The organism is Candidatus Effluviviaceae Genus V sp., from assembly GCA_014728125.1.
In the GTDB taxonomy this organism is placed as follows: Bacteria; Joyebacterota; Joyebacteria; order Joyebacterales; family Joyebacteraceae; genus WJMD01.
Genome location: WJMD01000149.1, coordinates 1 through 12,610, shown reverse-complemented (window position 1 = coordinate 12,610; position 12,610 = coordinate 1). Strand labels below are relative to the sequence as shown.

Here is a 12,610-nt window from a genome sequence, read left to right as displayed (position 1 = left end):
CGAGAAGTCCTTGATCTCGCCGTCCTCGTCGTAGACGTACCCTGCGCGAAGCGACAGCAGATCATAGTAGCGATACTCGACGCCGGCGTTCAGGATGACGCCCGTCGAGAAATCGAAGAAGTCCTCGTAGATGACGAGCGATTTATTGTACTCGCCGCACACGAGGAGTTCGTTCATCTCATCGTCGAGGATCTTGTAGGAGGCTCCGAGCTTCCAGTTCCTGGGCAGCGGGTCGGACTGCTCCTCGTCGATGTAGGCGATCTTCGGACCGACGTTCTGGATCGCGCTCCCGAGGCGAAGCCTCCCGGCACCCATTCTGTAGAGCACGCCCAGATCGCCGGCGAAGGTGGTTCCCGAGCCCTCACCCTGTCCGAACGTGACGCTCTCCGGCGCCAGGTCGACCCAGATGAACTTCAGGTTGATGCCCATCGCGATGTTCTCGGTCAGTGTGGTGGCGTAGGCGAGCGACGGAATCACCTCGTACGAATTGAATGTGCCGACCGGATCGGGGCTCCCCTCCTCGGTCGCCACCTGTTCACCATACGTGAGGTAGGTGACCGACCCGGCGAGCGTCCCCAGACCTTCGACCTTCTGGGCGTATGCCGCGTACTCGTAGTAGACGTCGCCCCAGTCGGGCACCAACTCGCTGTGCATCAGGATGAGGTTCTTCTGCACGGGCATGAATGCCAGTCCCGCCGGATTCCAGTAGCAGGCGCTGGCGTCCTCAGCCACCGCGGCGTAGCAGTCTCCCATGCCGGCCGGACGGCCTCCCGGCTGGATGTAGAGCGACTGTGCTCCGCCGATGGAAACCTGCGCCTCCGCGCATGGAGCCGCCATCAGCACGGCGACCGCCAGGGTCACTACGAGCGCTCTTGTCATGGTCGTCCCGTCCTTCCTTCGCGTTCCGTCCTACCTCATCACGACGGCTCTGCCGACGGCCTCGACCCTGTCGCCGCGGTACTCGTCCGACGTGGCGTGAATACGGTAGAGATACACCCCGTTGGCTATCTCGTCCCCCTCCTGGTCCCGTCCGTCCCAATAGACCTGGTTCGCACCGGCGGTCGCGTCGATCCCGTGGATCATCCTGATGCGACGCCCTCCCACGGTGAAGATGTCGATGTCGACCTCCGCCGGCGAGGGCAGCTGGAACATGATGTGAGTGCCCTCGCTGCTCCCTGCGGGGAACGGATTCGGGTAGTTCGCGACGTTCCGAATATCGAAGTCGAGCGACGAGAGAACGCTGAAGCTCGTCGTCTCGACGGTCCTGTTGCCCATGTTATCTGATGCAGAAACGCTGATCGAGTGGCTCCCGACACCCAGATCTCCGAGCGCGTACTCGATGGTGCCCCTTGTCGAGCTCCCCAGATCGTAGAGGAAGCGGTCCGTCAGCGCCGTCGAGTCGCCGCCGTCGACCCTCAGAACGATGCCGTGCGCCCCTCCGCTGTCAACGAGGTTGATACCGCTCTCGTCCTCGATGGCGATCGTGATCGTCGAGCCCGGCACGACCGCGCCGCTCTGGACCCCCGTGTCGATCTCGGGGCCCGTGACGTCCGACGTGGCAACGCTGTCCCTGAGGGCGACATCCTCGTAGGAATAGACGCCGTCGACGTCGGTGCCGTAGAAGTAGGCGCGGACGCGTCCGTACGGCCCCTCGTTCGCGAGAGCGGACACGACGAAATCGGCGCTCAGCTCGCCCCCCGAGATGCCGACCGGGCCCTCGAACATCCGGCGACCGGGCAGCCGATAGTCGACGTGATAGGTCGGCGTCGACTGGAACTCGTGGATGTAGCCGCTCGTGTCGGCGCTCTCGTGCGCCGCCAGGACGACGACGCCGTCCCGGCCGCCGGAGGCGCCGTCGTTCTGTCCGGCCACCGTCACGGTGTCGCGACGCCGCATCGGTTCGAAGTCGGGCTCGGTGAACTCGCCCGTCCCGCTGGGCGTGGCAAGCACCGTGCCCGGGTCGCCCACCAGCATGAACTTCGTGTTGTTCGACCAGCTCGAGGTGGCGGAGAAGGCCGCCTGGAGCGACGAACCGATGTCGAGTACGGGTGTGGCGTTCGTCTGCTGGCCTCCGAACATGTGACTGTAGAAGCTCCGGTTGAGCGACGCGTTCTGGCTGGCTCCCGAGTCCCTCGTGCTGCCGATCGATGCGATCGAACCTCGTGAGGCGAGCTTCGCGAAAAGCTCGCCCATCGAATCGACGGTCGACTGATCGAACTTATTCAGCCTGCACGAGGCCGCGAAGAAGAGCGGGAGCATCGAGTCGTTCTCGAGCGAATAGGCGTCGTCGTAGAGAAACACGTTCTCGTGGGCCATGACGATCTCGGATCCGTGGCCTGTGTAGTTGACGAGCACGGCGCCCTCGTTCCAGGCCTCCAGGAAGTCGGCCCGCGCGCCGGGCTTATTGATGCCCGTGCCGTCGCGCTCGTACTCGAAGAGGTAGATCTTCCGGCGGTCCAACGGGAACGGCAGCTTCTCGCGGGCCAGTTCCTCGCACTGCTCCGTGTGAAAGAACTCGCAGCAGTTGCTCTGCGCCTCCGCACCCTTGAACTGGTCGTCTGAGACCAGGATCGCCCTGTTGTGCCAGAGCCCCTCCTCCCGGTCGGTCACGTAGCCGGTGATCTTGTCGACCATGTCCGAAAGCTCCGAGGACGACCGGGCAGGCAGACGTCCGAGCGCCATGGCGGGCAGGTACCCGGCCACGGCGTCGAAGCCGACGAACCAGAACTCGGCCGGCCAGTAGGACCCGCCCGAGTAGTGGGTCGGGAGATAGCACTCGGTGCTCGAGGCGAGGTACTGCCGGTAGTCGGACGAAGCGTCCCCGACCAGCAGGGTGTGCGTCGGGGGCGGGTCGCTCGACTCCCAGGTGTGCTTGAGATAGTCCCGGATCGCCGTCGGGTCGATCATGCCCCAGGAGAACTCGTCGTAGACGTCAGAGAGTCGCGTCGCCCGCACCGAGAAGCCGCCTCCCTCGGCGGTCTGCCGGAAGGCCGCCAGGCGCAGGGCCTCGTCGTAGAAGCCGTCGTAGACGATCATGAGATAGTCGGCCCCGTTCGGGGTTCTCAGATCGCCGAACGCGTCGATCTCGATGTCGGGCACGAGCCACGCGCCGTCCTGAACGACCTCGTACGAGGCCGTGTCGGCGACCTCGGAGACGAACGTCGCCTCGTAGCCGTTCGGGCTCGCGCTCGTCGCCACGCCGCCCACGACCGTCAGATCGTACTTGCCGTCGAGCCGGTAGACGCTCACGTCCGCATCGGAGAACCCGTCCACGAGATACTCCACGGCCCCTGTCCGACCGGAGCTGCCGAACCTCGCCCTGCCCGCGTCGGCGACGAGTTCCCTCCAGTAGAGAAGCTCGAACCAGTCGATCAGGATGTAGTCCTCCTCGTGATCGTCGTCCTCCCGCGGGACGACCACGAGGTAGGTGTTGTAACCCTCCCGCATCGGGAGCCCCGACGTCTCGAACGTGTAGGTTCCGTATCCGTCCCACTCGCCGATGTCGGCAAGCTGGTCGTTCAGATAGAACTCGGCGATGTGGTCGGGCGAAACGAAGACGTCGCTCGAGCTGCCGTCGACGCGTCCGCGGAGCGTTCCGGTCGAATCGGTCTGCACGCCGGACAGGATCTCGTGGAAGTAGCGCTCCTCGTAGTCGCCCTGCTGCTTCATCTCGTACCAGAACCAGTTGTCTCCGCGCCCCTGCCGTTCGTAGACGTTCTCCTCAAAGTGAACCCTTGCGCGGTAGTTCGAAACCGCCCTGTCCGCCGCTCCGGGGTCGGGCTCGGTCGCGGCGCGTCTCGGCGGATCGGTGAAGGTCGAGCTGCTCCCGCCGCTCTCCCAGGCAAGCCAGTAGACCGACGTCGAGGTGTAGGGGTTCTCGAAGAAGGGCTCGTCCGGGTCGGCGATCTCCAGCTCGTCGGACCACGCGTCCGAGGCGAGCGCATGGAAGACGACGCCGTCGCCCGCGTCGAAGCTCCCGTCTCCGCCGTCGTCGACGTGGATCGCGCACTCCTGCATCCACTCCGGCCGCGGCTCGGTGACGCTCTCCGGAATGGGAAGGCCGCCTCCGGAGAAGACCCTGAATGTCGACGGGTCGATGCTCGACGCGGCCGCGCCGAGAGCGTCGAGGTCCGAGTAGGACACGCGGTGAACACCCGAGGTCTCGATCTTCAGCCTCGCCCAATTCGACGCGTCATCGTAGTAGTCGTCCGGTCTGCCGCTCCGCTCGAGCGGCCACGCCCTGCGCCATGCGCGACCGGAACCGTAGTTCAGCACGGCGGAGCGGAGCAGCCGCTCCCGCCGCGGCAGGTCGCCGCGCGGCGGCGGCGCGTCGACGACGTCTTCGAAGGTCAGCGTGACCTCGACGACGCGGTCCCACACAAGCGCGCCCGAGGAACGGTCGTACCGACACGGCGTGAACTCGACCTCAACGACCCTCTGGGTCGCGAAATAGAGGGGCTCCGTCACGACGGCCGGAGTCTCGGGCCAGAGTCCCTCTCCCTCGTAGACCGGCCCCTCGAGCCAGGTCGACTCGCTGGGGTGTCCCTCCTCGACCGGCAGCAACGTCGGCTCGGGTGACGGCCGAACTTCGTCGATGCGGCCTCCGCCCGAGGTCGTCGCTACGTGCCGCACGCGGCGGCACTCGGGGACGGCCAAGCGGACGGTGAGCACCGGGAGGTTCGGGGCGCCCTGGATGCCGAGCTGGTCTGCGCCGTCGAGCCGGACGACCGCGTACGGGATGCCGTCGGCCGCGAAGTCCCGGAGGACCGGCTCTTCCGAGACGCACCGCACGACCACGGCACTCAGGTCGGAAGAGACGAGCTCGACGTTCGCCGCGCTCGATGGCCAGGCTGCTCCAGCGAAGATGAGTGCGGCGATCGCGAGGTACCTCATGCGTTCCCCCCGTTCTCTCTCCCCGTCACGCCGGTGAACGCCGCACTGACGTCGTTCCGGGTCATCACGCCGACGACGTGCAGTGCGTCGTCGACGACGGGGACGAAGACGAGCTTCCTGTTGACCATGAGGGCCGCGACCTTCATGACGGATGTCTCGGGACCGACAGTGACGGGATCGGTCATCATGATGTCCTCGCCGAGGAAGAGCGACGGTTCGATCTCGGCCATCGTCTGCGCCTCGAGCGCACCCAGATCGTCCAGAAAGGCGAGATCGTCGAACATCGATAGGTAGTGCGGAATGAAGATGTTCATGATCTCCTCGTGCGTCACGACGCCGACGAGAACCCCGTCCTCCACGACGGGCACGCCGGTGATCCTGTGGCGGGCGAGGAGCTCGGCGATCTCGGCGACGTTCGCCGTGCGTCCCACGGTCACGACATCGCCGGTCATGTGGTCGCGGACCTTCATCCCGTACCTCTCGCTTCGGAACCCCGGGCACACGCCGCCGGTGGACCTCCCGCGCGCCGGCTACTTGACGGAATCGAGGAGTTCGAAGATCTCCTCGACGCGCTCCGCCTCGAGCAGGCGGCGCCTGTTCTCCTCTTCCTTCATCAGGAAGGACAGCCTCGCCATCAGGTTCAGATAGACCCGGGACGGCTCCTGGGCCTTCGGGGCACCAATGAGAAAGATGAGCCGAACTGGCTCTCCGTCAAGTGCGCCGAAGTCGATCGGTCCCTTCGCCCGGCCGAACGCGAAGACCACCTCGCTGACCGCTTCGCTCTTGGCGTGCGGAAAGGCGACGCCGTGCCCCACGCCGGTGGTCACGAGCTCTTCGCGGGCGAGTACATCAACAAGGAGACGCTTCGGATCTCTGACGTGCCGCGACTTCGAGATCAACCCGGACAGCTTCTCCAGCACTTCCGCCTTGCTGCCGGGTTCGACCTCGAGATCGACGAACCGTCTGTCGGTGAACGCTGAGAGTCTCATCTCGTGCTCCGGTCCCCTGTCAGGATCTCGTGTTGACCGTCGCCACAACGACGGCGGCGCCGGCCAGTACGGCCTGCCACCAGGCGTGGCGGACCGGGAGCTCTCGTCCGTGCGGCAACCACCGGGCGAGCTTCTCCGAGTGCCCCGGAAAGACCTTCCTGTGACCGGGCAGGATGCCCAGCCGCCACAGCAGGTTCTCGACGTCCGGCAGAATCGCGCCGGCCGCGCCCCAGAATACGGGCGCTCTCCAGAGACCGGCAACCAGCATAGCTCCGAACGCGGCCGCCACGATGACGACCTCGAGCCACAGCTTCTGGAACTCGTAATGCGGGATCAGGTCGAGCGGGACGTGAATCGCGGCCCCCAGGGCCGCGGCCGAGAGACGGCCCTCTACGAAGGACCCGGCGGCGGCCCCGACCGCCATGTGCGTGAGAACGGTCACCTGTCAAGACTCCCGGAACCGCCCCATCGCCATGAACTTGTCGAGTCTCCTCCGCACGAGCTCCTCGGGTCCGACGCGGGAGAGCTCCGCCAGATGGCGTTCGACGGCCTCCCCCACCTTTCCGGCCGCCGATTTCCAGTCCCTGTGCGCACCGCCCAGAGGCTCCCGGACGATCTCGTCGATCACATCGAGCTCCGCAAGATCGGGCGCCGTGACCTTCATCGCCTCGGCGGCCGTCTGCGCCTTCGCTGCGTCGCGGAAGAGGATCGAGGCACATCCCTCGGGCGAGATGACCGAGTAGATGGAGTACTCCAGCATCAGCACCCGGTCGCCGACGCCGATGCCCAGCGCTCCTCCGCTGCCGCCCTCGCCGATGACGACAACGACGATCGGCACCGGCAGCCTCGACATCTCGTGGAGGTTCCACGCGATGGCCTCGGCCTGCCCACGCTCCTCGGCGCCGACACCGGGATACGCGCCCGGCGTGTCGACGAACGTGACGATCGGACGGCCGAACCTCGCCGCCAGCTGCATGACCCGGAGGGCCTTCCGGTAGCCCTCCGGATTGGCCATCCCGAAGTTGCGGCGGATGTTCTCCTTCGTGTCGCGGCCCTTCTGGTGGCCCACGACCACGACGCGCCTGTTCCCCATGACGGCCAGCCCCGAGACGATCGCAGGATCGTCGCCGAAACGCCTGTCGCCGTGGAGTTCGATGAAATCGGACGAGAGCTCGTTCAGATAGTCGAGGGTGTAAGGTCTTCTGGGATGCCGGGCGATCTGTGTGACCTGCCAGCGGGAGAGCTTGCCGTATATGTCCTGCCTGAGGTCCTCCGCCTTGGCCTCGAGGCGCTTGAGCTCCCTCACGACGTCGATATTCTCCTCGTCGGCGAAGCTCTTGAGCTCGTCGATCCTCTGTTCCAGTTCCAGGAGCGGCTTCTCGAACTCGAGCCAGCCGACCATCCGGACCTCCCCCGGCCTCGCGCCGCGACGGTGCGGGTGGGTCAGAAGGAATCGTAGAAGACGAACTGAAGCGATCTCGACGAGAGTTCGGGCGAGTCGCTCGGCCCGATGAGGTTCCGGAAGTAGACGTCGAGCTCGAGCTGGTTGTTGAAGACCCAGCGGAGCCCGGCGTTCAGATAGTTCGTCTTCGAATCGTCATCGTCGTGCAGCCGGTCCACGCCGAGGTGGTACTCCGCGACCACCGAGAACTCCTGCGAGAACCTGGCCGTCAGCCCCGCGTAGAAGTCGGGCCTGACCTTCTTCATCTCGAGGGTCCTCGACGCGCCGACCGAGGCCTGCCAGAAGTCTGAGAACGGCAGGGTCTTCGTCGCCACGATGTAGAGCCCCTCCGAGGCCTTCGCGTACCCGCCGTCGTCCAGCTCGGCGCCGTAGCCGCGGGAATCGTACCCGACGGCGATGGCGGGGATCGCCTGGCGCTCGTCGGCCACGCGGAGCTTGATGTCGAGCTCGACCCGGTCGTTCCAGTCCGGCTCGCCCGATCCGATGGCGTTTCCGGCCCCGTACGTCAGACCGACCCCGACGTACGACGTCACACCGACCCGCACTCCGGCGACCACATCACCCCCCGGAGCCACCCGCACGGACAGGCTGTACCCTCCCCGCGGAAGGCCGTGAGCCGTCGGCAGGTCGACGAGGTCGGTGAACGGCGCCTCATACATCTGGCCAGGTGCCGCGGCGGGTCCCAGGACAAGAACGAGGGCCGTAAGTGCCAGTCTGATGAGCATCTTAGCGGCCCCCCGCCGAGAGCGCCCTTCCCCCGATTGTGAGAACAGAATATACCAACGGCCCTCGCAAGTGTCAATCAGAAAGCAGGTTCCGGGACCTTCGCGCCTGCCGTGGACCCGGTGAAGCGGACGTTCGATTCACCGACGTGCTCACCGAGGACTTCGGCCAGGCGCCGCGACGGCTCGACCCTGAGCCCCCCGGTCTCAACTGTGACGACCTGACCCGCCGCCGTCTTCACCGAGAGCTCCACCGGGATCCTGCCGGGATGCCGCTCCAGCAGGTCTCTCAGGTCGAGAAGGGACTCCTCCTCGAGCCCCGGCGTCGACAGCGAGATGACGACGCGCTCGACGAACTGCTGGTACGCCCTGGAGAGCGGCACGATGTTCTCCACGATGATCTTGGGCTCCTCCTCCTCGCGCGTCGAGATGCGGCCGTCGACGATGATGGTCGCGTCCCGCACGAGCTCGTGCTGCTTCTTCGCGTAGCAGCCCGCGAAGACGAGGAGCTCGACGCGGCCTGTGAAGTCCTCGACGGTCACGAACGCCATGCGCTCGCCCTTCCGGTCGGTCGTCGTCTTGATGACCTCGACGATGCCGCCGATTCGGACCGGCTCTCCGTCCTCGAGTTCGCCGAGATCGGCGATCGTGGCGGTCGCGAAGCTCGTGAGCTCCCGCTCGTACCTGGTGAGCGGATGTCCGGAGACGTAGAGGCCGAGGACGGACTTCTCACGCCCGAGCGTCTCGATGTCGCTCCACGGATCGACCTCGGGCAGCTTCCTCGGTCTCGCGGCCTGTTCCTCCCCGGCCAGCGAATCCAGGAGCGACATCTGACCCGAGTCGCGTTCCCGCTGGGCGCGCTGCCCGATGTCGTGCGCAGCTCCGGCCGCGGTGAAGAGCTGTGCCCGGTGACCGTGGAGCTGGTCCAGGGCGCCGGCCGCGGCCAGGCTCTCGAGCACGCGCTTGTTGATCAACCTGAGATCGATGCGCGAGGTCAGGTCGAAGAGATCGGTGAACGGCCCGTCGTCCTCCCTCGCCCGCACGAGCGACTCGACGGCCGAGCGTCCGACGTTCTTGACGGCGGCGAGTCCGTACTCGATGTCCCCGGAGGGAGTGGCTCTGAAGCCGGCGCGGCCGCGGTTCACGTTGGGAGGAAGCACACGGATCCCCATCCTCCGGCACTCGTTGATCAGCGCTACGATGCGGTCGGAATTGTGCATCTCGCTCGTGAGCGTGGCGGCCATGAACTCGGCCGGGTAGTGCGTCTTGAGATAGCCCGTCCGGACGGCGAGGACCGCGTACGAGGCGCTGTGCGCCTTGTTGAAGCCGTACCCGGCGAAATGCCCCATCTGTTCGAAGATGGCCTCGGCCTTCTTCTTCGGGACATCCCGCTCGACGGCCCCGCGGATGAAGTCCTCGCGCTGCACGACCATCTGGTCCTCGAGCTTCTTCCGCATGGCGTTCAGGAGCACGTCCGCCTGGCTCATTGAGAACCCGGCGACCGAGCTCGCCAGCTGCATGACCTGCTCCTGGTAGGCGATGACGCCGTGCGTCTCCTTGAGGACCGGCTCGACGGTCGGGTGGATGTAGGTCACCTTCTGCCGCCCGTGCTTTCGCTTGACGAAATCGTCGACCATTCCGGAGCGGAGCGGGCCGGGCCGGAAGAGGGCGTTGACGGCGATGACGTCCTCGATGCGCTCCGGTCTCATCTTGCGGACGAGGTCCCGCATCCCGGACGACTCCAGCTGGAAGACACCGACCGTGTGCCCCGTCGAGAGCATGTCGTAGGTCTCGGCGTCGTCGAGCGGTATGTCGCCCGGCTCGAGCTCGACGTCGTGGTTCTCGCGGATCATCTCGAGCGCGTCGTGGATTACGGTCAGTGTACGGAGTCCGAGGAAGTCGAACTTGAGGAGCCCGATCTTCGCCAGCGACTTCATCGCGTACTGGGTCGTGATCTCGTCACGGCTCGACCGGAAGAGGGGCGACCATTCCTCGATCCGGCCCGGGGCGATGATGACGCCGGCGGCGTGCGTCGAGGCGTGGCGCGCCAGTCCCTCGAGGTCCCGCGCGTAATCGATGAGGCGCCTGTACCGCTCGTCCGCGTCGACGAGGGCCTTGAGCTCCGGCTCCTTTTCGAGCGCCTCGTCGAGCGTGATGCTGAGCTCTCGCGGGATCAGCTTCGCGACGCGGTCGACCTCGGAGTACGGGAACTTGAGCACGCGGCCCACGTCGCGCACCGCGGCGCGCGCCTGCATCGTCCCGAACGTGATGACCTGCGCGACCGACTCGCGACCGTACTTCTCTGTGACATACTCGATGATCTCGTCGCGGCGCTCGTAGCAGAAGTCGATGTCGAAGTCGGGCATGCTGCGCCGGGCGGGGTTCAGGAACCGCTCGAAGACGAGGCCGTAGTGAAGGGGGTCGAGCTGCGTGATCCCGAGGGCGTAGCTCACAATGCTCGCGGCCGCCGACCCCCGGCCGGGTCCGACCGGAATGCCGCGACGTCTGGCCTCGTTGATGAAGTCGTGCACGATGAGGAAGTAGCCCGAGAACCCCATCTCGTCGATGAGCCCGAGCTCCTTCTGAAACCGCTCCTCGATCTCGGACGTCAGCTCGTCGTAGCGCCTCTCAAGGCCCTCCCGCGCGAGAGCCTCCAGATGCTCTCCGGCCGATGAGCGTCCCTCGGGAAGCGGGAATCGCGGCATGTGCACCGTGCCGAACTCGAGCGACAGATTGCACTTCTCAGCGATCTCGACCGTGTTCGCGCAGGCCTCCGGATACTCGGCGAAGAGCGCCTTCATCTCGTCCGGCGACTTCATGTAGAACTCGTCGTTCGGCATCCGCATGCGTGACCCGTCGTCGATCTCCTTGCCCGTCTGGATGCAGAGCAGGACATCGTGAGAGGCGGCGGCATCTCTCGTGATGTAGTGGCAGTCGTTGGCCGCGACGAGCGGCACACCGAGCTCCCGACCCAGCCGCGCGTACCCCTCCCTGACGAGCTGCTCCTCCGGCAGCCCGTGGTTGTGGATCTCGAGGTAGAAGCCCCCCTCCCCGAAGATCCCTGCGAGGTCGACGATCGCGGCGCGGGCGGCCTCCTCGTTCCCCGCGAGAAGCGCCTGGGCGGGGCGGCCCTTCAGACAGGCCGTCGTGGCGATGAGCCCCTCAGCGGACTGCTCGAGGAGCTCCCGATCGATGCGGGGCTTGTAGTAGAAGCCGTCGATGAACCCCGCGGTCGAGAGACGCATGAGGTTCCTGTAGCCGACCGCGTTCCTGGCAAGCAGAACGAGATGATGGTATCCATCGCTCCGGCGCCCTTCGCGCTCCTGAGACAGAGGAACCGGATCGACGTAGGCCTCCATGCCGATGATCGGCTTGACGCCCGCCTCCATCGCGGTGGCGTAGAACTCTATCGCGCCGAACATCGTTCCGTGATCGGTGATCGCCAGCGCGGGCATACGGAACTCGCGGGCGGCGGCCACCATGCGGTCGATGCGGCAGGCACCGTCGAGCAGGCTGTATTCAGAGTGGCAGTGCAGATGAACGAAATCGGCGTGCTTCATTCCGGGCCTGCGGTCCGGTCAGCGGGATGACCGTTCCTGGTGCCGCAGCATCCAGTCGAGGTACTCCACCCCCGTCTCCCTGCCGGCCTCCGCCTCCTCCCTGCGCAGTTTCTGCAGTGTCTCGCTCAGTTCCCTGTCCCAGGCCTCGACGGGGACGCCGACGAGGACATACGTCTGGCAGGCGGTCTCGAGGCCCTCGATACAGGGCTCGACATGAGTACCCTCCATCACGGCGGCCTCCTCGACTCTCGAAGCGTACATCTCACGTCCGGCATCGGTGAGCTGGAAGCGCTCGATCGGCGTCAGCGTCACGCCCGACCCGGCGTTCGCCTTCGCGATGAGCGAGGCGAACCGCTGCCGCGCGGAGCGGGAGACCTGTGACAGGGCGTCGAGACGGGCCTGCCGTATCGCCTCCTCCCTGGACGAGGCCATGGAGACGGCGCCGACGAACCACGACCGTCCCTCGCTCTCCACGGGGACGATCCTCACCCACCTGGGAAGCTCGCTCCGGTCCTCGACCGGCTCCTCGACAGCGGGCGGACCGCCGCAGCCCGCGAGGACCGCAGCCGACAGAAGAACCGCAAGAGCGAGCGGCATGAACCGCGGCGTCGCGAGGTCCATTCTCTCCTCCTTCTGAGGCACGTGGGGTCCGCATCGGACCTGTCGTGGGAGCACCCGCGCTTCCCTGGTCGGAGGCGGGTGCAGAAGAAGAGTACCAGCACCCGGACGAGGGCGTCAAGCGCGGCACGGTCGCTCCTGAGCTGAAGCGGCCCCGGCATGCGGCGCAAACCGGCAATGGGGGGATCCGGGCCAAAAAAAAGCGAACCCCCCGCACCGTCAGGAGCGGGGGGTCCGTACGTCTCGGCAGCGTCCTACTCTCCCACAAGGTCACCCAAGCAGTACCATCGGCGCTGGAGGGCTTAACTACTGTGTTCGAAATGGGAACAGGTGTTTCCCCTCCGCCATCACCACCGAAACAAGCTG

9 protein-coding genes and 1 rRNA gene are annotated in these 12,610 nt (G+C 66.1%); all 10 read right to left on the bottom strand.

What is annotated here, in order from left to right; all coding sequences use genetic code 11:
• On the bottom strand, nt 1-879 hold an 879-nt coding region (locus GF405_09300; GenBank protein MBD3368346.1), incomplete at its 3' end, for a PorV/PorQ family protein.
• Nucleotides 880-909: 30 nt separating this feature from the next.
• A complete protein-coding gene (gene porU, locus GF405_09295) occupies nt 910-4,893 on the bottom strand; it encodes a type IX secretion system sortase PorU (GenBank protein MBD3368345.1) in 3,984 nt (1,327 codons plus the stop codon).
• Nucleotides 4,890-5,363 (bottom strand): CBS domain-containing protein, encoded by a 474-nt coding sequence (locus tag GF405_09290; protein ID MBD3368344.1) that lies wholly within the window; start codon nt 5,361-5,363, stop codon nt 4,890-4,892. The genes porU and GF405_09290 overlap by 4 nt, the downstream gene beginning before the upstream one ends.
• Before the next feature lie 60 nt (nt 5,364-5,423).
• A complete protein-coding gene (locus tag GF405_09285; GenBank protein ID MBD3368343.1) occupies nt 5,424-5,882 on the bottom strand; it encodes a hypothetical protein in 459 nt (152 codons plus the stop codon).
• A 19-nt stretch (nt 5,883-5,901) separates the two neighbouring features.
• Nucleotides 5,902-6,324 (bottom strand): hypothetical protein, encoded by a 423-nt coding sequence (locus tag GF405_09280; GenBank protein ID MBD3368342.1) that lies wholly within the window; start codon nt 6,322-6,324, stop codon nt 5,902-5,904.
• Nucleotides 6,325-6,327: 3 nt separating this feature from the next.
• On the bottom strand, nt 6,328-7,284 hold the full coding sequence (locus tag GF405_09275; GenBank protein MBD3368341.1) for an acetyl-CoA carboxylase carboxyltransferase subunit alpha: 957 nt from the start codon (nt 7,282-7,284) through the stop codon (nt 6,328-6,330).
• A 41-nt stretch (nt 7,285-7,325) separates the two neighbouring features.
• Nucleotides 7,326-8,069 carry a hypothetical protein gene (locus GF405_09270; protein ID MBD3368340.1) on the bottom strand — a complete coding sequence of 248 codons (744 nt, stop codon included), beginning with the start codon at nt 8,067-8,069 and terminating at the stop codon, nt 7,326-7,328.
• A 77-nt stretch (nt 8,070-8,146) separates the two neighbouring features.
• Nucleotides 8,147-11,626, bottom strand: a complete 3,480-nt coding sequence (gene dnaE / locus GF405_09265) for a DNA polymerase III subunit alpha (GenBank protein MBD3368339.1) — start codon at nt 11,624-11,626, stop codon at nt 8,147-8,149.
• 18 nt (nt 11,627-11,644) lie between these two features.
• Nucleotides 11,645-12,247, bottom strand: a complete 603-nt coding sequence (locus tag GF405_09260) for a hypothetical protein (protein ID MBD3368338.1) — start codon at nt 12,245-12,247, stop codon at nt 11,645-11,647.
• A gap of 238 nt (nt 12,248-12,485) precedes the next feature.
• Nucleotides 12,486-12,602, bottom strand: a 5S ribosomal RNA gene (gene rrf / locus GF405_09255).
• Nucleotides 12,603-12,610: the final 8 nt, after the last annotated feature.